The sequence below is a fragment of the Granulicella paludicola genome (assembly GCF_025685545.1).
Lineage (GTDB): Bacteria > Acidobacteriota > Terriglobia > Terriglobales > Acidobacteriaceae > Granulicella > Granulicella paludicola.
The window spans coordinates 219,345-242,994 of record NZ_JAGSYC010000022.1 but is presented as its reverse complement, the minus strand read 5'-3'; the positions used below and the strand labels follow the sequence as shown (position 1 = coordinate 242,994).

19 protein-coding genes are annotated in these 23,650 nt (G+C 60.1%); 8 read left to right on the top strand and 11 right to left on the bottom strand.

The features are described 5' to 3' along the window. The first annotated feature begins 33 nt into the window (after nt 1–33). Nucleotides 34–855 (top strand): DUF3891 family protein, encoded by an 822-nt coding sequence (locus OHL14_RS06990; RefSeq protein ID WP_263378615.1) that lies wholly within the window; start codon nt 34–36, stop codon nt 853–855. Here the strand turns inward: OHL14_RS06990 and hpxZ are convergent. Genes hpxZ through OHL14_RS06975 form a run of 3 tightly spaced genes read right to left on the bottom strand, consistent with a single transcriptional unit; the run spans nt 845 to nt 2,657 of the window. Further along, the gene (gene hpxZ, locus OHL14_RS06985; protein WP_263378614.1) at nt 845–1,237 is read right to left on the bottom strand and encodes an oxalurate catabolism protein HpxZ; all 393 of its coding nucleotides are present in this window, start codon (nt 1,235–1,237) and stop codon (nt 845–847) included. The two genes, OHL14_RS06990 and hpxZ, sit on opposite strands and share 11 nt — an antisense overlap. Then, nucleotides 1,234–2,181, bottom strand: a complete 948-nt coding sequence (locus OHL14_RS06980; protein WP_263378613.1) for an acetamidase/formamidase family protein — start codon at nt 2,179–2,181, stop codon at nt 1,234–1,236. Before OHL14_RS06980 ends, hpxZ begins: the two co-directional genes overlap by 4 nt. Nucleotides 2,182–2,183: 2 nt before the next feature. Continuing rightward, a complete protein-coding gene (locus tag OHL14_RS06975) occupies nt 2,184–2,657 on the bottom strand; it encodes a RidA family protein (protein WP_263378612.1) in 474 nt (157 codons plus the stop codon). Between the two features lie 86 nt (nt 2,658–2,743). Between OHL14_RS06975 and OHL14_RS06970 the strand changes: the two genes are divergently transcribed. Beyond that, on the top strand, nt 2,744–3,238 hold the full coding sequence (locus tag OHL14_RS06970) for a DUF2165 family protein (protein WP_263378611.1): 495 nt from the start codon (nt 2,744–2,746) through the stop codon (nt 3,236–3,238). Here the strand turns inward: OHL14_RS06970 and galE are convergent. The 6 genes from galE to OHL14_RS06940 all read right to left on the bottom strand — a co-directional run bounded on the left by galE (nt 3,235) and on the right by OHL14_RS06940 (nt 12,302). Continuing rightward, on the bottom strand, nt 3,235–4,209 hold the full coding sequence (gene galE / locus OHL14_RS06965) for a UDP-glucose 4-epimerase GalE (protein ID WP_263378610.1): 975 nt from the start codon (nt 4,207–4,209) through the stop codon (nt 3,235–3,237). The genes OHL14_RS06970 and galE overlap by 4 nt on opposite strands. 8 nt (nt 4,210–4,217) lie before the next feature. Then, on the bottom strand, nt 4,218–5,255 hold the full coding sequence (locus OHL14_RS06960) for a UDP-glucose--hexose-1-phosphate uridylyltransferase (RefSeq protein ID WP_263378609.1): 1,038 nt from the start codon (nt 5,253–5,255) through the stop codon (nt 4,218–4,220). Between the two features lie 3 nt (nt 5,256–5,258). Further along, nucleotides 5,259–6,416: a galactokinase gene (galK, locus tag OHL14_RS06955; RefSeq protein ID WP_263378608.1), complete on the bottom strand. Its 1,158-nt coding sequence runs from the start codon at nt 6,414–6,416 to the stop codon at nt 5,259–5,261. Nucleotides 6,417–6,526: 110 nt separating this feature from the next. Then, nucleotides 6,527–7,900, bottom strand: coding sequence for a TolC family protein (locus OHL14_RS06950; RefSeq protein WP_263378607.1), 1,374 nt, complete (start codon nt 7,898–7,900; stop codon nt 6,527–6,529). Nucleotides 7,901–7,911: 11 nt separating this feature from the next. Further along, a complete protein-coding gene (locus OHL14_RS06945) occupies nt 7,912–11,124 on the bottom strand; it encodes an efflux RND transporter permease subunit (protein WP_263378606.1) in 3,213 nt (1,070 codons plus the stop codon). After that, nucleotides 11,121–12,302, bottom strand: a complete 1,182-nt coding sequence (locus OHL14_RS06940) for an efflux RND transporter periplasmic adaptor subunit (RefSeq protein ID WP_263378605.1) — start codon at nt 12,300–12,302, stop codon at nt 11,121–11,123. The genes OHL14_RS06945 and OHL14_RS06940 overlap by 4 nt, the downstream gene beginning before the upstream one ends. 251 nt (nt 12,303–12,553) lie before the next feature. On the opposite strand from OHL14_RS06940, the gene OHL14_RS06935 reads away from it, so the two are divergent. From OHL14_RS06935 to pyrB, 5 genes are read left to right on the top strand one after another with little or no spacing between them, the layout of a single operon-like run. After that, nucleotides 12,554–13,621, top strand: a complete 1,068-nt coding sequence (locus OHL14_RS06935) for a beta/alpha barrel domain-containing protein (RefSeq protein WP_263378604.1) — start codon at nt 12,554–12,556, stop codon at nt 13,619–13,621. Continuing rightward, nucleotides 13,611–14,270: an orotate phosphoribosyltransferase gene (pyrE, locus tag OHL14_RS06930; RefSeq protein WP_263378603.1), complete on the top strand. Its 660-nt coding sequence runs from the start codon at nt 13,611–13,613 to the stop codon at nt 14,268–14,270. The genes OHL14_RS06935 and pyrE overlap by 11 nt, the downstream gene beginning before the upstream one ends. After that, nucleotides 14,267–15,097 carry an orotidine-5'-phosphate decarboxylase gene (gene pyrF, locus OHL14_RS06925; protein WP_263378602.1) on the top strand — a complete coding sequence of 277 codons (831 nt, stop codon included), beginning with the start codon at nt 14,267–14,269 and terminating at the stop codon, nt 15,095–15,097. The genes pyrE and pyrF overlap by 4 nt, the downstream gene beginning before the upstream one ends. Beyond that, entirely contained in the window at nt 15,087–16,337 is a 1,251-nt protein-coding gene (locus OHL14_RS06920) for an amidohydrolase family protein (RefSeq protein WP_263378601.1), read from the top strand. Before pyrF ends, OHL14_RS06920 begins: the two co-directional genes overlap by 11 nt. Next, nucleotides 16,337–17,266: an aspartate carbamoyltransferase gene (gene pyrB, locus OHL14_RS06915; RefSeq protein ID WP_263378600.1), complete on the top strand. Its 930-nt coding sequence runs from the start codon at nt 16,337–16,339 to the stop codon at nt 17,264–17,266. The genes OHL14_RS06920 and pyrB overlap by 1 nt, the downstream gene beginning before the upstream one ends. 532 nt (nt 17,267–17,798) lie before the next feature. Here the strand turns inward: pyrB and OHL14_RS06910 are convergent. Continuing rightward, entirely contained in the window at nt 17,799–20,393 is a 2,595-nt protein-coding gene (locus OHL14_RS06910; protein WP_263378599.1) for a beta-glucosidase, read from the bottom strand. A gap of 402 nt (nt 20,394–20,795) precedes the next feature. On the opposite strand from OHL14_RS06910, the gene OHL14_RS06905 reads away from it, so the two are divergent. Beyond that, nucleotides 20,796–21,857: a tetratricopeptide repeat protein gene (locus OHL14_RS06905; RefSeq protein ID WP_263378598.1), complete on the top strand. Its 1,062-nt coding sequence runs from the start codon at nt 20,796–20,798 to the stop codon at nt 21,855–21,857. Here OHL14_RS06905 and OHL14_RS06900 read toward each other — a convergent pair whose 3' ends face one another. Continuing rightward, a complete protein-coding gene (locus OHL14_RS06900) occupies nt 21,858–23,621 on the bottom strand; it encodes a CRTAC1 family protein (protein ID WP_263378597.1) in 1,764 nt (587 codons plus the stop codon). Nucleotides 23,622–23,650 lie beyond the last annotated feature (29 nt).

The window sequence follows — 23,650 nt, the reverse complement described above, 5'->3', positions numbered from 1 at the left end:
AATAGAAGTCAGGTTAAGAGTGGAGAAAATTGCGTGCTGAGATTCGAGACGAGTGACGGCTGGTGGCTGGTGACGCATCCGGACCACGCGCACCTTGCGGGCGAGTTCGCCTCGCATTGGGGCAATGCTTTCTTTGCAGCGCCAGAGCCTTGGGAGCGCGTACTGCGTGCGATCTATAGGCATGACGATGGTTGGCGCGGGCGGGATGCGATGCCGATGGTGACGAAGGCGGGCAAACCTGCGGCGTTTTCATCGGAGTTGGTCGGGAAGTATTCCGCGTTTGAGGAGATCGATCTTGCTGCTTATCTCAAAGTGCGGCGAGAAGCTGTACAACTGATCGCGCAGGAAGAGCCATATGCTGCGATTCTGATTTCGATGCATACCTATAATTTGCTCTCGGAGCGAGCGGACCGCAGTACCATTCGAACGGAGGATCTGCCCTTCCTCGATGAGTTTCTGGTGGAGCAGAAGACGCTACAGCGCGCGCTCCGCGAACGGCTGCTGGAAGATGGCGAGATGGACGCGGACCACTTGACGCTGGAGTCGCTGGACAAGCACTTTCAGCTACTGCAGGCCTGCGACAATCTCTCACTGCTTAGCTGTGTCGATTTTGATGGTGATGCGAATCTTCTGCACGCTCTTCCGCTGAAGAGTGGTGGCGCGAGCGAGGTGAAAGTGGAGCGCGTTGGAGAGCGGAGCTTTCGTTTGACGCCCTATCCGTTCGCAGAGCAGAAGATCGTCTTCAAGCTGCGGGCGCGGTATGTGCCGAGCAAGAGCTTTGCGAGCAACGAAGAGCTAAAGGCTGCGCTCGACGCGGCGAAGTATGAAGAGCTCGATGTCTCTGTTACGTCTTAGGCGCTGGCAAGATGGAGACATGCGCGGAGACAACGCGCCAACCTTCATCGAGCCGCACCCACACCTGACTCTGGCGTCCACGCACGATGCCATTAGGCGTATCTCGCTCGAACTCCAGCGTGATGCTGCCGAAGTCGGTGTCGAAGGTGACAATTTCAAGCCTAATGGTGCGACGTGCTAAGCCCACGGAGGGGCGTGATTTGCGAAAGGCTTCAATTTCATCGACGCCGTAGAGGTTCTCACCTGCGCCAAGGCGAATCGCGTGGGTCGACGACCAGAACATCGCGGTGAGTACTTCCACGTCGTTGTTAACGAGCGCGTCTTCGTAACGTGGATAGAGTTGCTGCAATTCGGCGACGGTGTCTGGATCGTTGATGATCATGCGAGGCCTTGAACAGGAAAGAGCGTCCGTGCTGGCAGGATGCTTTTTGCGATCGCTGCGGAGACCGTGATCATCGGCTCATTGACCACCTGGCTAATCTGCAGCTTCATGGCTACGCTGCACAGTAGGTAGGCATAGACGGGCTCAAAACCCCAGCGTGAGACTAGCAGGTCGACCATGCGATCGGTGGCGTTGAGGGCGGCGGTGAGGGTATCTGTGTGCGATTCAACGACGAGCCAGGTGGGGCCGGACTCGTCCGAAGGTGCTGATTCGATAAGAGGTGCGGATAGCGGTTGCTGCTTGTGAAGCTTGAAACGTAGAGAGACATCTGCGGGGCATTCGATGCCGTTGATGCAGACTTCGCCATCGCCCTGCGCTGCGTGGGCGTCGCCACAGGAGAACAGCGCACCCTGCTGCTGTACGGGCAGGTAGAGCGTGGAGCCGGTGGCGAGTTCGCGCACGTCCATATTGCCGCCAAAGATGCCTGGCGGCCGTGTGCGGAACTCGCCACGTTCGGCGGGAGCGACGCCCATGATGCCGCAGAAGGGCCGCAGCGGCAATGCGGCAGGCGCGAGCGAGTACGAGAACTCTGCCTCGAGACTCCAGTGAAATAGAAAAGGATCAGCGAAGCGCTGCATGAGAAAGCCCAGCCCCGGGATGACGCTGGACCAGCCCCAACCCTTGTGCTGCACGTTGAGCACATCGATCTGCAGCACGTCGCCCGGCATTGAACCATCGATAGCTATGGGTCCAGTAAGCGCATGAATGAGACCGCGGTCGATCTCCTGGAACTCTTTGACGGTCATGCCGGGATGCACCTGCGCTCCACTGGAGTCCACGCATTCGAAGTGAACGGTGTCGCCGGGGGCTATGATCAGACGCGCCGGCAGGTCGGCGTTCCAGCGAGAGTGCGTGGGTGCTGCTGAGAGTTGATGTTCAGCCATGGTTAGATCTCCACCGTCATCTGCAGCTCGACAATCGCATGCCGAGGCAGACCGCTGACCCCGATGGCTGCGCGCACATGACGGCCCGGCTCGCCAAAGACGGCAAGTAGGAGATCAGAGGCGCCGTTGATGACCTTGGGCGAATCCGCGAAGCCGGGAACAGAGTTCACATAGCCGTTGACGGTGAGGATGCTGCGAATCTTCGTGAGTGAGCCCAGGTGCTGTTCGAGCACCGCAAGCTGCAACAGCGCACAGCTGCGGGCTGCGTCATAGCCTTCTTCCATGGTGCGGTCAAGGCCGACTGTACCGGTCAACAGACCATCTGGAGTTTGCGAGATGACTCCTGCGAGATAGACGATGCCGGAACTGGTCTTTGCAGACATATAGTTTCCACCGGGCGCGGGAGGCAGAGGAAGCTTGAGCCCAAGCTGCTGTAGGGCTGCGTAAGGATCGTTGATCGGTGCAGGGCTATTCATTGGAATGGAGATACTGTAGCACGGCGCATAGTCGCGAACAGAGTTGCGATAGCATGGAGAACACCTCACCGGATAAGGAGCTCTTCATGAGCATGGCGCGTTTAGCCAAAGTCTTGTTGCTGGCTGCGATGGCGTTCTTCTTCACGCTGGTCGCATTCAACAACATCACCGATTTCAACTCGAACTACCAGTTTGTGCGGCATGTGCTGATGATGGACTCGACGTTTCCTGGCAACCAGGGGATGTGGCGCGCGATCTCAGCTCCAGCGGTGCACGTGGCGTTCTATGTGAGCATCATCGTGTGGGAGACGCTCAACGCGGTGCTGTGCTGGTGGGGTTCGGTGGCGCTGTTTCGTGCATTGCATGTTCCTGCTGCTGAATTCCAGCGAGCCAAGCGATTGGGTATCGCAGCGCTTACCGCAGGAATGCTGCTTTGGTTTGTGGCGTTTCTGTCAGTTGGCGCGGAGTGGTTTCTGATGTGGCAATCGAAGCTGTGGAACGGGCAGGACGCCGCGTTTCGCATGTTCACTTGCGAAGGCGTCGTCCTGTTGATTTTGATGATGGCGGAGCCAGAAGCTTAGCGCTGCTGGTAGCGAATCTGTTGCCAGTCCCAAGCGCTTTGAAGGATGCTGTCGATGTCGGAGAACTTGGGCTGCCAGCCGAGGTTGGCCTTGGCGAGTTCCGAGCTGGCGACAAGCCTGGCCGGATCGCCAGCACGTCGTGGCTTGATCTCCGCGGGGATAGCGTGGCCCGTGATGCGGCGCGCGCCTTCGATTACTTCCTTCACTGAGAAGCCGCTGCCGTTGCCGAGGTTGTAGATCATCTGCGGCGTCTTTTCAAGGCCCTTCAATGCGAGGATGTGAGCGTCCGCAAGATCGGCGACGTGGATGTAGTCGCGGATGCAGGTGCCGTCGGGTGTGTCGTAGTCGTCGCCGTACATAAAGATCTTGTCGCGGCGGCCGAGGGCCACATCAAGGATGAGCGGGATGAGGTGCGACTCCGGTTCGTGCGCTTCACCGCGACCCGGCAGCGAGCCAGCCACGTTGAAGTAGCGCAGAGCGGCATAGCGCAGACCGTGGATGCGATGGAACCAGCGCAGCATGTGCTCGACGAGGAGCTTGGATTCGCCGTAGGCGTTGGTCGGGGCGAGGTCGGCGGTCTCAGGAATGGGCGTGGACTTCGGTTCGCCGTAGACAGCTGCGGTGGAAGAGAAGACAAGATTATTGGTCCCGGTCGCGTGCATGGCCTCAAGTAGCGCGAGCGTGTAAGCGGTGTTGTTGCGGAAATAAATCTCGGGCTTCTGCATCGACTCGCCGGCTTCGATGAGCGCCGCGAAGTGGAAGACGCCATCGGGCTTCAACTCGCGGAGAAGCGACTCCACGTTAGGGCGGTCGGCAATGTCGAGTTCTACGAATTCGGCACCTGCTGGAACCTCGTTGCGCTTGGAGTGGCAGAGGTTATCGAGCACGGTAACCTTGTGGCCTGCCTGCATCAGGATGGTGGCTACGGTGCCACCGACATATCCGGCGCCGCCGGTGATAAGGACGTTCATCTTCTCTCCTAAGACTGTGCCATAACCTTGCGCAGCGTGTCGGCTGCGGATTCCGGTGTGATGTCGCGCTGCGGTGAACCCAGTAGCTCGAAGCCGACCATAAACTTGCGCACCGTAGCGGACCGCAGCAGCGGCGGATAGAAGTGCAGATGCATAAGCCACTCGGGATGTGGTTCGCCATCGGTGGGTGCGGAGTGCAGACCCATGGAATACGGAAACGGCGTATCGAAGACGCGATTGTAGCCAGCGGCAACCTGTTGCAACATAGCGGCCAGGCCTTCGCGTTGCTCTTCGCTGAGCGTATCGATGGAGGATACGTATTGTTTCGGCAGCAGCATCAGTTCGAACGGCCACACGGCCCAGAAAGGTACAAGGGCGACCCAGGTATTGTTTTCTGCGACGATGCGTTCGGCTTGCTTCAGCTCGAGCGAGAGATAGTCAGAAAGTAGTGGCGATTCGTGCGCCGCGAAGTATTCCAGTTGCGAGGCGAGTTCGAGCGCGGGCTCATTCGGGATATGCTCGGTAGCCCAGATCTGTCCATGGGGGTGCGGATTGCTCGCGCCCATCATGGCACCACGGTTCTCGAAGATCTGCACGTACTGGATCTTTGGATCGGCTCCAAGTTCGGCGGCCTGTTCCGCCCAGGTTGCGACGACGCGGCGGATCGCGGGCAGTTCCATGGTGGCGAGTGTGAGGTCGTGGCGAGGATCGAAGCAAACGACACGGCAGATGCCACGTTCGGTCTCTGCGCGCAGAAGACCGGCACTCGCCAGGTCGAAGGTTGCGGGCGTCACATCGGGCTTTAGAGCTGCGTAGTCGTTTTCGAAGACGAAGGTGCCGCTATAGTCCGGAGTGATGTGTCCACCGGCGCGGGTGTTGCCGGGGCAAAGATAGCAGGTCGGATCATACTGCGCAGTCGTGGGTTTCGCGGTCTCTTCGGTCTGGCCCTGCCACGGACGCTGCGTGCGATGCGGAGAGACAAGCACCCACTCGCGCTTGAGCGCGTTCCAGCGACGGTGCGGCGATTGTAAAAAGGTATCGTTCATTAGCTAAACCTGCTCCGTAGAGTTGCGAATCTCGGCCCCGTCGACCGCATCGCAAACAAACACATCGGCTGCGATATCGTATTTCTCCTGATACGCCTTGCGCAGAGCTGCTGAGAAGGCCTCGCTCTGATTGCGATCGACTAAGTTCACCGTGCAGCCGCCGAAGCCGCCGCCGGTGAGCCGGGCACCGAAGCAGCCGGGGAGAGATGCTGCGGTATCGACCAGGAAGTCCACCTCGTCACAGCTACAGGCGAAGTCATCTCGTTCACTGGCGTGACCTTCCAGCATGAGCCTGCCGAGAGAGACGGGGTCGCCCGCAAACATCGCGTCTTTCGCCAGCATCACGCGGGCGTTGTCCGAGACGATGTGGCGGCAGCGTAGGTAGGACTCATGCGACATCTCTCCACGTGCCTGTTCCAATTGCTGTAATGTGGCGTCGCCGAGGTCGGCGAGACCAGCAAACTTTCTCTGCATTGCTGCCTGGCCATCCATCACCTGCTTGTGGCGGATGCCGTACTCTCCGGACGCGATGGAGTGCTTGACCATGGAGTTGCAGACGACGATCTGAGTAGCTGCAAGTGCGCCCTGGTTCATCGGCAGGTGCTCATAGTGCAGGGTACGTGTGTTGAGCAGCAGAGCGTGTCCGGCTTTCGCCGCCGCGATGGAGAACTGATCCATGATGCCGCATGGCGAACCGACATATTCATTCTCTGCAGCGCGGCAAAGGACGGCGATCTCTTCGAGCTTTAGCCGTGTGCCTGTGAACGCCAGCAGAGCGTAGGCGGTGACGATTTCAACGGATGCGGAGGAACTGACGCCTGCACCGAAGGGCACATTGCCGCTGAGGTGCAAGTGGAACGGGGGTGGTTCGATGCCGCGCTGCTGAAGTTGTCGCAGTACGCCGACTGGATAATCCGTCCAGTTCCGTGCGCGAGGCGAACGGTCCTCGGCAGTGATCGCGCGGGTGGTTTCGAACAGTGCGCTGCTGAAGCTGTAGCCGCTCTCTGCCGGGGTGACTGTCGCGCGGTTGTAGAAAGGGATTGCCATCGGCAACACGAATCCGCCGGTATAGTCGGTGTGTTCGCCGAGGAGGTTTACCCGCGCCGGTGCGAGGAAGCGGTGGTCGTCAGAAGGGTGGGGGAGGGAGTTCGAGCCAGTCATGATGTCAAATCTCTGCAACCATCATACGGCAACTTATGCAAACGTTTTCACGGAAAGACCCCAACCGCGCAAAGCCATCAATGAGAGGGCTTTATTCGGTTGGGGGCTTTCTACGGAATGAGCTCAGATGCCGAGGCGGCTGACAGCTGATGGATGGCAATCCAGGTCTGCTGGTAAGCACTGATAGCGGCAGTGTTCGTGGTGCGTGTGTCGCGCACTGCATCGAGGTAGTCGATCAGCGCGATGCCGCCGTGTTCGAAGGCGAACTGGGCGATGCTCAGCACGTCGGTAGTTTCATCGAGATAATGCTGCGTATAGCGATCGGAGAGCCGTTTAGACTGCTCGTAGTTCACCCAGGCCTGGTCGACATCTGAAACTACCTGATTGTGTGCAGCAGCCGCAGTAAACTTTGAGGATTCTGTCTGGAACTCGGCAGTCTTCTTGTTGCCTTGGTTGCGGTCGAAGATGCGCAGTGGAATGTTGACCGAAAAACCTGCAGAGTTCTCCGTACCGGATCGGTCGTACTCGGCTTCGAGCGTTGGATCCGTGGTGCCGTTGGCGTACGCGAGCTTCTGGTTCGCTTCTGCGGCAGCAATGCCGAACTTCGCGGCAGCATAATCGGGACGCTTATCGATTGCGGTCTGCAGCAACGCAGCCTGCGACTGCGCCACTAGCGGGGGGACGACATCGCCCAGGATGTCGAAGCTCATGCTCGGAGTTTCGATACCCATGAGCGTCTGGAGCTGATCACTCGCCTGGCGCAGAGCGACGATGTTATTGGACTCATCGGATTCGAAGCTGGCGAGCTGCAAGTCGAGACGTTCGAAGTCGATCTTCGATAGGTCGCCCGCTTGATATCGATCCGTCGCGATCTTCACCTCATGCTGAAACTCCTTCAGGCTATCGCTGGCAAGCTGCAGCGAGGCCTTCGCCATCAGCATGTTGGTAAACGCTGTCTTCACGGCTAGCACCGTTTGCCGTGTCGTGTCTTCCAGTTGTGCCTGCGTCTGCGCTGTGGTGGCGCGTGCGTCTTCGAGACGCCACTTGCGCTTGTCGCCGCGCTCGAAGAGCCGCGAAACCTGCACGGAGTAGCTGTAAGGGTTGTTGCTGGAGCTAGGCTCCGTTACGTCCGAGCCAGCGAACCCGAGGTTCGGATTCTGGCGAACGCCTGCCTGAATTTCCTGGGCCTTGACTGCGCGCAGGTTACGCTCGGCGGCGAGCAGCGTGAGATTTTTGGTGCGGGCCTCGTCGAGAACCTGTTGCAGGGTGAGCGCGCCGGACTTTGCAGGCAGAGGCTTCCGTGGATCGGGAATCTGGATGGATTTTGCGTAGTCCGCCGGTGGGAGATCGGTGCTGCTTGAGCTGCCTCCGGGGGTCTGAGCGTGGAGTGGCAGTTGCAATACGAAAGTGGCTGCAATCGCCAGCAGAGCATAGCGCTTGTTTCCAAGGCGCGAAGAGCGAAGATGTCGTACAAATGCGGGCATAGTTCCGGGCCTCAGTTCTCGAACTCGGCATCGGGCTGCGGTAGCACATCGGTGCTTCGCGCGACCCAGACGTAGAGGGTTGGCAGCAGGAAGACGCTCATGACAAGAGCGCCCACAAGACCGCCGACGATGACCATGGCGAAGGGACGCTGCGAGTCTGAACCGATGCCGTGCGAGGTCGCTGCCGGCAGAAGGCCGAGCGTCGCGACGAGCATGGTCATCATGATGGGGCGAAGTCGCAGCACGGCGCCTTCCACGGCGGCGTCTTTCACGGCGTGGCCGTTGACGCGCATCTGGTTGATGTACTCCAGCATGATGATGCCGGTCTGCACGGAGACACCAAAGAGTGCAAGGAAGCCGACGCCGGAGGAGACGCTGAAGTGTGTGCCTGTGATCCAGAGCGCAACGAGACCGCCTACTGGGGCGACGATGACGTTACATAGAATCAGAGTCGCCCACTTGGCCGAGCTGAACATGCCGTAGAGGATCAGGAAGATGATGAGGATCGTGATGGGCAGCACGAGCATCAGTCGGCGCGAGCTACGCTTCTGACTCTCGTACTCTCCGGCCCAGCTGAGCTTGTAACCAGGCGGCAGCTGCACGTTCTTATTTACCGCGCGGATAGCGTCTTCCACAGTGCTGCCTAGATCGCGATCGCGCACGCTGTATTTGATCGCGACGAAGCGACTACCTTCTTCGCGGTAGATCTCCTCCGCGCCGTCGGCGACCTTGACGTGGGTAAGTTGCGCCAGCGAGACGCGCTCACCGGATGGAGCCAACAGCCGGATGTTGTCGATGGCGTCGGGAGTGGAGCGGTACTTCTTCTCGTAGCGCGCCATGACGTCGTAGCGCGCTTCGCCGTCAAGCACCTGTGTCACAGGGCCACCGCCGATGGTGCCGCCTACTGCGCCTTCGATCGCGTTCTGGATGTCTGCTACGTTAATGCCGTAACGGGCAGCCGCTACGCGGTCGATGCTGTAATTCAGGTTGGGCTGGCCGATGACGCGAAAGAGCCCAAGATCGGCGACGCCGGGGACTTTGCTCATGGCTGCGACGATCTCGTCACCTTTGGCTTCGAGCGTCTTCAGGTCGGTGCCGTAAAGCTTTACTGCAAGCTCACCCTTCACGCCGCTGACTGCCTCTTCGACGTTATCGGAGATGGGCTGCGAGAAGTTCCAGATCACGCCAGGTTCCTTCTCGAGTTCACGGTTCATCGCGGCGATCAGCTCGTCCTTGTTCTCGTGGAAGACTGGACGCCACTCGTTCTTTGGCTTCAGGTCGACGAAGTATTCGGTGTTGAAGAAGCCGGTGGTGTCTGTACCGTCGTCGGGACGTCCGTTTTGGCTGACGACCTGCGTTACCTCCGGGAAGCTCGCGAGAATGATGCGGGTCTTGTTCGCCAGATCGAGGCTGGTAGTTGGGCCGGTGCTGGGAGCGAGCGAGCCGCGCACCCAGATAGCGCCTTCATCAAGATGCGGCAGGAATTCGGAACCGATGGCTCCGCTGAAGGCAAGGTAACCCGCGAGTACAAGGAGCGCTCCGGCCACGCTAAGCGGTACCGCGCGGTGATCGATCGCCCAAAGTGCGGCGGTGCGATACCGTGTCGTGAGCCAGTGCAGGACGGGGTTTTCCCACTCAGAGGTGCCCTTGGGAAACACAAAGCTCGCCAGCGCTGGCGCTACCAGCATCGAGAAGATCAGCGCGCCGAGGAGGGCGAAGGCGACGGTCCAGGCCATTGGCTTGAACAGGCGGCCTTCCACGGCCTGCAGCGTGAAGATCGGCAGGTACGTGGTGATGATGATCGCGATGGCGTAAAAGACCGGACGTTGCACTTCGTGCACGGATTCGCGGATCTGCTCGATGACCGGCTTGTTGGGGTCCTTTTGATGGCTGAGATGGCGAACGATGTTTTCCACCATCACGACCGCTCCATCTACGACCATGCCGAAGTCCAGCGCGCCGAGGGACAGCAGGTTTGCCGGGATGTGTCGGAGGTCGAGACAGATCGAGGCAAAGAGCAGCGCGAACGGGATCGTAAGTGAAACGATCAACGCTCCGCGGAAGTTGCCGAGGAAGATGAACAGGATAATGACGACCAGCACGATGCCTTCGGTGAGGTTATGCAGCACCGTGTGCGTCGTGTAGTGCAGCAGATCGCTGCGGTCGAGGAACGGAACAACCTCCACTCCCTTAGGCAGGATGTGCTCGTTCAGCTCCTTGACCTTTTCGTGGATACCTTCAAGGACCTGGTCGGAGTTTTCGCCCTTCTGCAGCAGCAATACACCTTCGACTGCATCGGGATCGTCGATCAGCTTGCCATCCTTGCGGCTGATGGATTTGCCCGTAGATTTATCTGTTTTGTCGCTAGGCTCGCATGTGCCTGTGTACTCTCGGCACGTCTTGCCGATCTGGCCAAGCCGAATCTTTGCGCCCTGCTGCACTGTGCCGATATCGCTGACGCGCAGAGGGGTGCCGTTCGAAGCCTTCAACACCGTCTGCTCGATGTCATGCACGTTGGTGAAGAGGCCCACTTCCTGCACGTTGATCTGCTGCTGGCCCTGTTCGATGAAGCTGCCGCCAGCGTTGACGTTATTTGCCGCCAGTTGCTGCTGCACCTGCGCTACAGTCAGGCCGTAGGAGATGAGCTTGTCCGGGTCAATGGTGATTTGATACTCGCGTGTGACGCCGCCGAAGCTCGACACGTCAACGACACCGGGCACGCTGCGGAACTGCTTTTCGAGCACCCAGTCCTCGATGCTCTTCAACTGCATCGTGTCGATCTGGGGGTTCGTGCTCTTCAGCGTGTACCAGTAGATCTGTCCAACCGGGCTCCAGTCGGTGCCCATCTGCGGTTGCAGACCTGTGGGCAGCGTGACCTGTCCGAGGCGTTCGGTCACCTTTTCGCGGTTCCAGTCATTGACGCTGTCGTCGTCAAAGATCATGGTGACGCTGGACAGTCCCGCGAGGGTGGTAGACCTCAGATGCGTCATGTGCGGGATACCCGCCATGGCGATCTCCAGCGGCACGGTCACCTGCTGTTCGACGTCCTCGGCCGATCGGCCGGGCCACTGCGTGATGATGTTGACGTAGTTGTTGGCTACGTCTGGATACGCTTCTACCGGAAGGTTATGAAACGAGATGGCGCCCCAGGCGAAGAGCAGAATTGCCGCCAGCAGAACAATAAAGCGGTTGTTAAGAGCAATGTCGACGATCTTTCGGATCATTCCTGGTCCGCCGTGTTCTGCAGGCTGAGGGCGTTGGCGACGACCTGCTGTCCGGTGGCAAGACCGGAGAGGATCTCCACCATGTTGTTATCGAGCGAACGGCCTGTCTTGACTTCGACGCGACGGAAGTTGCCTGTGCTGGTGCCGGGGACGAAGACATAGCTGCGGTCATGCAGTTGCAGGATTGCGGTTGTGGGCACGGCCACCTGTTCCTGAGCCTTCGAAGACGAGAGTGTGGCCGTAGCAAACATGCCGAGGCGTAGCTCATTGTTCGGGTTTTGTACCTGGATACGTACCTTTGCCGTGCGCAGGCTCGGATCGAGCTGTGCGCCGATGTCGGAGATCGTTCCCGAGTAGGTCTTCCCTGGATAGGCGTTCAGATGGATGTCGGCGTGCTGTCCGAGATGAACCGATTTCAGATCGTTCTCGTACACATCGACGATGACCCACACGTGCGAGAGATCGGCGATCGTGAGCGAGCCCGTATTTCCCGCGTAGGTGATGCCGGTAGCACCTGCGGCTGTGACATTCTGCGCGATGATCACGCCAGAAGCGGGTGCGTAAATCTTAACGCTGTCGCCAGGGTGGTTCTTGTCGACGCCATAAATCTTTAGTTGCTGCTCGGCTGAGATGAGGTCGGCACGGGCATCGTCCTCGCCATCCTGCGCTCCTTCGAGCTGTGACTTCGGGATAGCTCCCTTGTCGTAGAGCAGCTTATCGCGGGTGAGCGTTACCGAGGTGAGATGCTCATCGTTGACAGCCTTCAGGTACGCATTGAAGGCCGTGGCGACATCCGGGCTCTGGACCTCCATCACAAGCTGACCCTTGTGCACCGTGTCACCGAGTCCTACGTGCAGCGCGACCACGCGGCCGTTTGCCAGCGAGAGGACGGGAATTTCGCGAGAGACATCCGGGTTCACCGAACCCGTGACGTCGATCGAGCTGACCACCGGTTGGCTTATAGACTGTGTCAGCGAAAAGCGCGAGGGGTTCTTCACGGTGACGCTGGAGCTGCCGCCGGTCTCCACAACCTGAGGATTTCCGGGTGCCTCGTCCGCTGGATTCGGTGCCTTATCCTTGCAGCCGCTGAGCGTGAGTGCAGCAAAAGCGCAGGGGAGGGTAAGGCGGTGGAGGAGGCTTACACGGGTGTCTCGGTGCTGCTGTCGATTGAGCATCATCTTCCTAGGTTGGGTCGCTGAGTGTGGCAATGTCGTTCGGTGGTTCCTTCTATTGTGTGGTCCGGCGCTTGGTTGTGCCAGCCAACGGTGTCTTTCCTTCATCTTCCGATAAAAGAAGCAAAGAAGTCATAAAAATTCCGATATTGTCGTTACGTTGCAATCAGCTGTTTAGACGCTGTGGGAACGGAGTCGAGTTCAGATTTCCAACAGACTCTGTGAGATATACTTGCTTCTAGCAGGTGCTTCCCTACATGCTCTCTGAGCCTTTCTACGACCCGTTGCGGTCGTACCAGGACAACTTCGAGCACGGCCCCTTCGGCCTCTTCGCCGACCCACACCGTATTCCCTCTTCCGAAACGCCAAAACACAGCTTCCTTGGCCAGCCGGTGAATACCCCGTTCGGCATTCCTGCCGGCCCGCTGATCAATGGGAAATACGTCAAAGCCGCTCTCGATATGGGCTTCGATCTGCCCGTCTATAAAACGGTGCGCACCCGTCAATATCCGAGCCATCCGTGGCCGAACGTGCTGGCCGTGCATGTGGACGGAGACCTGCATACGGGGCGAACCCTCGTCGCCGATGGAAACTACACCGAGCCGCTCTCAATTACGAATTCTTTTGGCGTTCCTTCGTACGATCCCGAGTTCTGGCAGCCGGACATGGCCGCGGTCGTGAAGTATGCTGCTCCCGGACAAGTCGTCGTCGGCAGCTATCAGGGCACGAAGTCGGAGACGGGTAGTGTCGCTGCGTACATCGCCGACTACGTGACCGGTGCGCGACTGTTGAAAGAGACCGGCGTCAAGATCGTCGAGGTCAACTTCAGTTGTCCTAATGAGGGAACGGCTGCGCTGCTGTGCTTCGATATTCCACGAGCGCGCGAGATCGCCGAGGCCATCAAAAATGAGCTTGGCGACATTCCGCTGGTTACGAAGATCGCCTACTTCGGTGACGATGAACGGCTGGGCCAGTTTGTGCGCGAAGTCGGCAGCGTTGTTGATGGCATCTCTGCCATCAACACGGTCTCAGCCAATGTCGTCGACGAGCAGGGTCAGCAAGCTCTGCCAGGTGAAGGTCGTCTGAGCAGCGGTGTCTGCGGTCATGCGATCCAGTGGGCTGGTGTGGAGATGGTGGAACGGCTGGTGCGGCTGCGTGAGTCGCTGAGTCTGAAATACCGAGTCGTTGGTGTGGGCGGAGTTACCGATGCAGCAGGTTTTGATCGGTTTCGCAGGGCTGGCGCGGACGCGGTGATGTCCGCGACGGGTGCGATGTGGAAGCCGACGCTGGCCAGGGAAGTAAAGGAGCAGGCACATGAGCTCTAGTGCGAAGCGAGAGATTGCAGAGGCGCTGATCGCCATTGAAGGTGTTGGTTTCAAACCGACTGCGCCGATCACGTTCAAGTCGGGGATCAAGTCTCCCGTGTACTGCGACAACCGGCGGTTTCCCTTTCATCCGGCGGAGTGGACGAAGGTGATTCGTGGCTTTGAGCAGATGATCGCGGACGATGCGATTGCGCTCGACGTTGTTGGCGGAGTCGAAGCTGCAGGTATTCCGCACAGCGCGGCGCTGGGCTTTGCGATGCAGAAGCCTTCCGTGTTCATCCGCAAAGAGGCCAAAGGGCACGGCACGAAGAAGCGGGTTGAAGGTGGCGATGTCAAAGGCCTCCGCGTCGTGTTGGTAGAAGATCTGGTAACAACCGGTATCAGCAGCCTGGCTGCGGTTGAGGCTCTGCGTGAAGAAGGCGCAGTCGTCGAGGATTGCCTCGCGATCATCAGCTACGGCTTTGTCGAGGCAGCTGAAGCTTTCAAGAAGGCGGGAGTGCGGCTGCATGCTGCAACGGACTTTGAGACGGTGCTGACGGTTGCGCTGGAGCGCGGCGCAATCGATGTCGATGGAGCGAAGACCGTGCAGGACTGGCTGCAGGAGCCGCACGGCTGGGCGCAGCGACAAGGGTTTGAGGTGTCAGCGTGAGCGCTGTGATTGCGAAGTTCGAGGCGCGCGTCGAGGCTGTGAAATCGCTGTTGTGTGTTGGGCTTGACCCCAAGATGGATCGGATTCCTGAACGCTTTCACAGCCTGGAACTGCCGTTGTTCGAGTTCTGCAAATGGATCATTCAGCAGACGCACGAGTTCACCGCGGCCTACAAGCCGAACACGGCGTTTTTCGAAGCTCGCGGTGTCGTAGGGCTGCAGGAACTGGAGCATACGATCGCGTATCTGCGCAGCGAACATCCACAGATTGTGACAATCTGCGATGCCAAGCGCGCCGACATTGGCAACACGAATCGCGGCTATGTCGCGTCGGTCTTCGACCAGATGGGCTTCGATTCGATCACGCTGCATCCGTATCTCGGTCGCGAGGCGCTTGCGCCGTTTCTCGAGCGCACGGACAAAGCGTCGATCATTCTGTGCAGGACGTCGAATCCCGGAGCTGGCGAACTTCAAGATCTAAACTGCGATGGCAAACCGCTTTGGCAGCAGGTCGCAGAGCGCGTAAGCAACGAGTGGAACGCAAACGGCAACTGCATGCTGGTGGTTGGAGCGACCTATCCTGAGGAGATGCGCCGTATCCGCGAGGTAGCTCCGAACGTGCCGTTTCTTGTGCCTGGTGTTGGAGCGCAGGGCGGCGACGCTGCTTCGGTGGTAGCTGCGGGACTCGATGCCAAGGGCAAAGGTTTGTTGATCAGCAGCTCGCGCGGCATTTTGTTTGCAGCCGATCCGGCGAAGGCTGCACGAGAGCTGCGGGACGAGATCAACGCAGCCATTTCTGGCTCTAGCGAGGTTCATCATGCGCGTTGAGGGATTGATTGCGAACCACGATCGGGTGTTCGAAGGCGCTATCGAGATTAGCGACGAGACCGGGCTGATTACGTCTGTTGGACCGAAGACGGGGAAGAGCGACATCGAGGTTGGCGATGCAATTATCTTTCCGGGGTTCGGCGACATTCACATCCACGCTCGCGAGGACGCGGGTGGATCGCAGATGTACAAGGAAGACTTTACGACGACCAGCAACGCAGCGCTGCATGGCGGTGTGACGCAGGTTGCGGACATGCCGAACAATCCTGTCGCGCCTGTGGACGATGCTCGGTATGCAGAGAAGGAGAAACTGACTGCGAAGTCAGTGGTGCATGTGACGCTGTACGCGGGCATTGGACCGGAGACGGAGCCGCTGACTCGACATGTGCCGTATAAAGCGTTCATGGGGCCTTCGGTCGGCGACCTGTTCTTCGCCTCGCAGGAGCAGCTGGAAGGACAGATCGCGAAGTATCGCGGACGCAATGTGAGCTTCCATTGCGAAGACCCGGAGATTCTGCGCGAAAGCAAAGGCGAGCCGACGCATGAGCAGCGAAGACCGGCTCGCGCGGAGATCACGGCAACGGAGTTTGCGCTGTACCTGATCGAGAAGTACGAGCTGCAGGGAAAGTTGTGTCATTACTCGACGGAAGGTGGTCTGCCGAAGATCGCAGCAGCGAAGGCTCGCGGCGTGACGGTGACTGCTGAGGTGACGCCGCATCATCTGTTCTTCGACGACTCGATGCTGACGGATGAAAATCGGCTGGCGCTGCAGATGAATCCTCCGTTGCGCGGACCTGCGGACAGGCTGGCGCTGATCGAGGCGCTGCGGAACGGTCTGCTCGATTATGTTGCTACGGACCATGCTCCGCACACGCTGGAGGAGAAGGCGACTGGCGTTAGCGGTGTGCCGCTGCTGGATACTTACGGTGCGTTTGCGACGTGGTTGATGCAGGAGCATCGCTTTACCCCGCAGGAGATTGCGCGAGTCTGTGCGTTCAATCCGGGCAGGTTTGTGAAGGAGTTTCTTCCGGCGGAACTGGGTGAAGGGTTTGGCGTGATCGCTCCCGGTTATGTGGGGTCGTTGACGATTCTGGATCTGAAGTCTCCGTGGCTGGTGAAGCGGGAGGAGATGCGGACGAAGTGCGCGTGGTCTCCGTTTGAAGGGTTTACGTTTCCGGGACGCGTGAAGGCTACAGTCATTCGCGGGAAGAGCTATCTCCAAAGTGCAGGAGCGCGCTGATGGAGAGGTTGAAGCATGTGATCAGTGCGCGGCAGTTCGACGATCCCGAGTTTCTGCTGGGACTGTTTGAGAGCGCGAATGCGATGGATCGCGACGACAAGTTTCGAGCGCTGACCGATCCGTTGCGCGGACGCATCCTGGCGACGTTGTTTTACGAGCCCAGCACGAGAACGCGGTTTTCCTTTGAAGCGGCGATGCAGAAGCTCGGCGGCGGTGTCTTGACGGCTGAGAATATGCGCGAGAGCTCATCTGCGACCAAGGGCGAGACGATTGCGGATACTGTGCGCATCGTGAGCGGTTATGCGGATGCGATCGCGATTCGTCACTTCGAACAGGGAACTGCTGCGGAAGCGGCGCGGATTTCGCCGGTGCCGATCATCAATGCGGGCGATGGCGTGGGCGAACATCCGACGCAGGCGTTGACTGACGTTTATACGATCAAGAAAGAGCTGGGCCGTTTGAGCGGGCTGCGCGTGGCGCTGGTTGGCGACCTGCTGAATGGGCGGACGATTCACTCGCTGCTGCCTCTGCTTTGTTTGTACAAGGATGTGCAGTTCGACCTGATTTCGCCTTGGCAGTTGCGACTGCCGCTGAAGCATCGCGAGTATTTGCTGGAGAAGCATGCGACGTTTCGCGAGAGCGAGAAGCTGGGCAGCGAGGTGCTGGAACAGGCCGATGTGCTTTACATCACGCGAGTGCAGAAGGAGCGGTTCGCTTCGGCGGAGGAGTACGAATCCGTGAAGGATGCGTATATTCTCGACGCGGCGATGGCGAATCGGTTGAAGCCGGAGGCGATCATCATGCATGCGTTGCCGCGGGTGAATGAGATTTCGCCTGAGGTGGACGACAACGCGCGAGCGGCTTACTTCCGGCAGGCCAAGAATGGGCTTTATATTCGGATGGCGCTGCTGAAGTATCTGCTGGCGTAGAGGGTACCCCCTCCCCCCCCATACTTTAGGTCTCAAAGTCTTCATTTGAGGTGGGTTAGGTCTGGAGGGCGGTGAAGAAGGTCTGTTTCCTGGGTGTGAAAAAGCCGCCAACGGGTTTAGACCCTGGCGGTTTTTTCTCTCTATTTCTATTGTAGCGAGTCGGAAGGGGTAAACATCCATTTGTTTTTTGAGTGAAAAGGCGCGTGGATATTGGCGATTTCTGTTTGAGATGCTTTTGGGGGCTTGACAGGAAATTTGGGTCGGATGAGGCGATACGATCGTGCTTCTCACATCCGCCGTGCAGTATGGGAGGGTGGAAGAAGGCAAACCCTGGGGCTAAAGCCCTAGCCTCTTATCGGATGTATGAGACCCGACGCTGAAGCGTCGGGGTACCCGAGTTGTGGCGCGGGATGGCAAAGGCAAATGCAGATTCCCTCCGAGGGGGCAAGCAAAAGGTGGGGTGGGAAGATAAGCAATCGGCCCGGAGAGAGGTATCTCCGGGCCGATTGCTTTCTTGTGAACGTGCGGTGGATTAGAAGGTGGAGGCAGGGACTTCGGTTGCAGGGATTTTTACTGTGGAGTGGAGGGTGAGGTTTTCGAGGTTGTCGCCTACGTGGATGGCAAAGTCGCCGGGGGCGATGGTCCACTTTTTGGCGGCTACGTCGTAGTAGGCGAAGGAGCGCGGGGTGAGGGTGACGGAGACGTGTTTGGTCTGGCCGGCGGCCAGCTGGACGCGCTCGAAGCCCTTGAGCTCGTGCTCGGGGCGGTCGACGGGGGCGTGGGTGTCGGAGACGTAGACCTGGGCGACGTCGGCTCCGGCGACCTTGCCGGTGTTGGTGACGTCGAAGGAGACGGTGACGTGGGGTTCCTTCGCGGAGAGCTCAGGGGTGACGGTCAGCTTTGAGAGTTTGAAGGTGGTGTAGGAGAGGCCGTAGCCGAAGGGGAAGAGCGGCTTGGTGTGGGCCTTCTCGTAGCCACGGTAGCCGACGTAGATGCCGGTGTTGTAGTGGACGTCGATGGAACCTTCAGCGGGGTAATAGTCGGCGAAGGTGGGGTTGTCTTCGGCGTGGCGCTCGAAGGTGATGGGGAGGTGGCCGGAGGGGTCGATCTTGCCGGAGAGGACTTCGGCGAGGGCGGTGCCACCCTGCTGGCCGCCGTACCAGGTCTGGAGGACAGCGGGGACGTGGTCGAGCCAGGCGTTGGAGTCGACGTTGCCGCCGGCGGTGATGGCGACGATGGTTTTGGGGTTAGCGGAGGCCATGGCGTTGATGAGCTCGTCTTCGCCGTAGGGCAGATTGAAGGTGCGGTCGCCGCCTTCGGATTCGCTCTCCTGCTGGAAGCCAGCGGCGACGATAACAACATCGGCCTTCGAGGCGAGTTCGAGGGCGTGGGGGTCGACGATCTCGGAGGCAGGGGTGACGGCGAAGAGCATGTGTCCGCCGATGACGCCGCGCTGCCACTCTTCCACGACGACCTTGTGCGGGCCAGCGGAGAGCGTGAGAGTGTAGGCGGGCTGGAAGGCGCGGACGAGGGCCCAGCCGTCGTAGAGGAGCTTGCCATCGACGTAGACGCGGGCGCCGTTGCCTTCGCCGCCGTTCTCAAGGGTGACGATGTAGCGACCGTCTTTGGCGGCGGTGTAGAAGCCGGTGAAGCGGTGCGAGATGGACTTGGGCGGGGTGCTGAAGAGCGTGGGCATCAGGGCGTCGAGATTGGCGATGAGTTCCTTCATGCTGATGCCGTCGAGGGTGATGTGGGGGACGTTCTGCTTGGTGGACTTGCCTTCGAGCTTGTCGTTGGCGAAGCTTTCGAGGGTGACGCCGGGTTCGCCGTTACGCTCCTTAGTGGTGAACGCAGTGTTGTTGGCGAGGTGGCCGAGGGTGGGCAGGCCGCGGTCGTAGAGGACGTTGACGTTGGGGCCGAGGACGGAGGTGAGACCTTCGACGTCGGAGACGAGATGGAAGGGAACGACGCCTGCGCTGCCGCCGCCGACGGGAACGCCGGGGTAGGCGTTGGGGCCAACGACGAGAACGGTCTTGAGTTTTGTCGGGTTGAGCGGAAGCAGGTGACCTTCGTTTTTGAGTAGAACGATGGCTTCACGGGCGGAGTCGAGGGCCACCTCGTTGTTGGCGGCGTCGACGACGGAGATGGAGGGGTCCTGCTGATTGCGGGCGTGGACGGCACCGTCGGGGCCGAAGCTGATCCAGTCGAAGGCGACGTCGGTGGTGAGCAGGTGGCGCAGCTTGAGGTCGATGGTGGTTTCGGTGACCTTGCCGGACTTGATGGCGGCGGCGAGATCAGCGCGGTTCATGAATTTGCCGCTGGGCTCTTCGATGTCAAGACCGTTGTTGGCCGCAGCGATGCCGTCGTAGGTGGCGTCCCAGTCGGACATGACGGTGTAAGGGTAGTGCCACTCGTTGCGGACGATGTCGGTGTTGAGGTAGCCATTCTGGGTGGCGTGCTGGCCGTTGATGAGGTTATAGGAGTCCATGATGGCGCCGACGTGGGCCTGGGTGACCCCGGCTTCAAAGCTGGGCAGATAGATCTCGCGGAGGGCGCGCTCATCGACGAGGGAGTTGGAGTCGTGGCGGAGGTACTCGGAGTTGTTGGCGATGAAGTGCTTGATGGTGGCGGAGACGCCCTGTTTCTGCATGCCTTCGATGTAGCCGACGGCGATCTGCGAGGCGAGGAAGGGATCTTCGCCGAAGTATTCGAAGTTGCGACCGTTGCGGGGCGAGCGATAGATGTTGACGCCGGGGCCGAGCATGTAATGGACGTCGCGGGCGCGGGCGTCGCGACCGATGCCAGCGCCGACGCGGGCGGCGAGGGCGGGGTCCCACGAGGCGGCGAGGCCGATGCCTGCAGCGTAGGTGGTGGAGGGGAAGCCGGAGTTGGAGCGGGTGCCGTAGGGGCCATCGGACATATTGATGGCGGGCAGGCCGAGCTCGGGAACGGCGCGGATGCCGAAGCCGGTGCCGCCGATGTAGTCGAGCTTCTGGTCGAGGGACATCTTGTGGATGAGGTCGTCGACGTGCTGCTGGTCGGCTGCGGAGAGCGGGTGCGGGGCCTGGGCGAAGGTGGCGAGCGAGGAGAGAGCGAGCGTGGCGAGGAGGAGAGTGCGGGTGAGCATAGGCGTCCTTGGTTGCGGTCGTTGCGTAGTAGACAAACGGTTGCCGTCAAGTGGTTGAATAGTAGACCTGGGAAGAGAGAGTTGAGAAGAGGGGCGAGGAAATGCGCTGGCTAGACAGGCGGTTGTGGGTGGTTCGGTGCGGGGTTACGTCCACCCATCTGCGACCAGGTTGCGTATGGAGGGGGCACGCGGCTGTTCAGCCTGTAGCGAGGAGTGGACGAGCCAGGAGTGTGGACAGGCTCGCGGCTTCGCCTCTCGCTTTTGCAAATGCAGGGGTTTCTCCACTCCGCATCGCAATGACACTTCCTATCGGTGGGTTCGCAGGTCGGTGGAGATGACAATTCATGGGGAAGGGAAAGGGGCGATTCATGGCCGCGGAAATGGAGATATAGTGGCTGCACGATGCGTGGTTTGTTTTCAAAGACGTTGAGTGTGGTGCTGGTGGGTGGGATGACCTGGTGTGCGCTGGGGCAGGCGAGTGCTCCGCAAAAGCCGGAGGCGAAGAAGCCTGCAGCGGATGCGATGGAGTTTGAAGACGCGCCGCAGATGAAGGTGGCGGGGGTGACGGACTGGACGGCGGTGGGTGGGCATGGGTCGGATGCGACGCTGCGGACGAGCGAGTCACTGGCGAGTGCGACGGCGGGGCTGAAGGGTGCGAGTGCGGGGAGTGGTGCGGGGGAGGCGTATCGGCTGGCGGGGGAACGCGATGAGGCGAAGGGCGATCCGCTGACGGCGGTGAGGGAGTTGGAGAAGGCGGCGACGGTGGAGCCGAGTGAGGCGAACCTGTTTGCGTGGGGATCGGAGCTGCTGGTGCATCGGGCGGTGTGGCAGGCGGAGACGGTGTTTCGCAAGGGGGCGGCGGCGTATCCGCGGTCGGTGAGGATGCAGGCGGGATTGGGGACGGCGCTGTTTGCGGGGGCTCGGTATGACGAGGCGGCGGAGAGGTTATGTGCGGCTTCGGACCTGGATACGGCGGACGTGGTGCCGTATGAGTTTCTTGGCAAGGTGCAGATGGCGGCGCCGGGGGTGCTGGCATGTGCGGAGGCTCGGCTGGCGCGGTTTGTGAAGATGCGGCCAGAGAGTGCGGAGGCGAGTTATCTGTATGCGATGGCTCTGCTGAAGGCGGGGGATGCGCGCGCGGAGGGGATGTTCAAGCAGGCGGTGCGGCTCGATCCGAAATGTGCGGAGGCGGAGTTGCAGCTGGGGGTGATGGCGGCGGGGCGGAAGGATTTGGCCGAGGCGATTGTGCTGTACAAACAGGCGATTGCGGCGGAACCAGGGCTGGCGGATGCGTATTATCGGCTGGCGGTGGCGTATGACCGGCTGGGGAAGGCGGAGGAGGCGAAGGCTGCGTTTGCAGAGCATGATCGGGTGAAGCGCGAGCAGGCGGCGGCGACGGAGAAGGAGCGGAGGAGCGTGAAGCAGTTTTTGTTTGCGAAGGATGGGGCGGTGGGGGTGCAGTAGTCAGGCGGGTTTGGGTTTGTAGGTGTTGATGATGCCTGCGCCTTCGCGGATGGTGAGGATCTGGTTGGCGGCGACTTTGGGGAAGCGCTCTACTTTTTGGGTGGTGGGCCATTTAACTTCGATCACGTCGGCGGTGGTGGCGGCACCGAGGCCGAAGTGCAGGCGGAGGTCGTTCTGGCTCATGACGCTGGTGCCGCTGGCGACTTCGTCCATCTGGATGTGTTTGCCGGTAATGACGCGGACGCGCGCGCCGATGGCGGTGCGGTTGCAGTGGGTGCCGATGAGCTTGAGCTTGATCCAGTTGTTGGTGGTGGGGGCCTCATTGCGAAGCAGCGAGGGTGGGTCGTTGAGGTTGAGGACGAGGGCGGAGATGCTGCCGTTGTTGAGGTAGTCGCCGAAGGCTGCGCCGCGGCTGGAGAAGCGTTCACTGATGCCGGGGCCGGAGGTGGCGGAGATGTCCTTGAACTTGCCGTTGCCGAGGTTTCGGTAGAGGACGCGGGGGTTCTTGAAGGACTCGCCGAAGCTGTAACGGTCGACCTCGGGGTAGACGTGGCCGTTGACCTGCAGGATGTCCTGCCAGCCGTCGTTGTCGATGTCGATAAAGCCGCAGCCCCAGGCGACGTAGCGGGAGTTCACGCTGATGCCGGAGGGTTGGGTGAGGTCGGTGAAGGTGCCGTCGCCGTTGTTGTGGTAGAGGTTGCTGGTGTCGTCGACGAAGTTGGTCTTGAAGATGTCGAAGAAACCATCGCAGTCGTAGTCGGCGACGGCGACGCCCATGCCTGCCTGCTCGTGGCCGTCTTCGTTGTAGGCGCAGCCGGCCATGACGGCGATGTCGGTGAAGGTGCCGTCGTGGTTGTTCTGGAAGAGGATGCTGGGTTGGGAGTCGACGGCGATGTAGATGTCGGGCCAACCGTCGTTGTCGAAGTCGTAGGAGACGGAGGTGATGGAGTAGCGTGGGCCGGGCTTGAGGATGCCGGACTTTTCGCTGACGTCGGTGAAGGTGCCGTCGCCGTTGTTGCGATAGAGGAGATTGGTGCCTGCGGGCAGGCCGCGCGGGCCGCACATGATGGGCACGCCCTTCCACTGGCAGAAGTGGGTTTCGCTTTCGGTGGGGACGTGGTCGGGGTCGAGCTGGATGTAGTTGCAGACGAAGAGGTCAAGGTGGCCGTCGCGGTCGTAGTCGAGGAAGGAGCAGCCCGAACCCCAGCGGCCTTTCTCTTCGTAGAGGCCAGCCTTTTTGGTGACGTCGGTGAAGGTGCCGTTGCCGTTGTTGTGAAAGAGGCGGTTGTGGCCGAGGTAGCAGACGAAGAGATCGTCGAAGCCATCGTTGTCGTAGTCGCCGACACAGACGCCGGTGTGCCAGCCGGTGATGCCGAGGCCGGATTTTTCCGTGACGTCGGTGAAGGTGCCGTCGCGATTGTTTTTGAATAGATGCGCGGTGGGGGCTTGACCCTTGGGCCAGGTGGTGTCGAGGCGGTTGCCGTTGGTGAGATAGATGTCGAGCCAGCCATCGTTGTCGAAGTCGAAGAAGGCGAGGCCGCTGCCCTTGGTTTCGATGATGGAGCGCTTGTGGTCGATGCCTCCCCAGACATTGGTGACGTTGAGACCGGCTTGCTTGGCGACGTCTACGAATTGCACGCCATTTGTTTCGGCGGCTTCTACGGTGAGGGTGTGCTTCCAGCGCCAGAGGGGCGTGGCGAGGGCGTCGGTGAGGGCTGCTCCGAGGAGCGTGAGAGAGGAGCCGAGGAAGCGACGACGTTGCATGGCGGAATTATAGAGAAGTGACGAGTGGC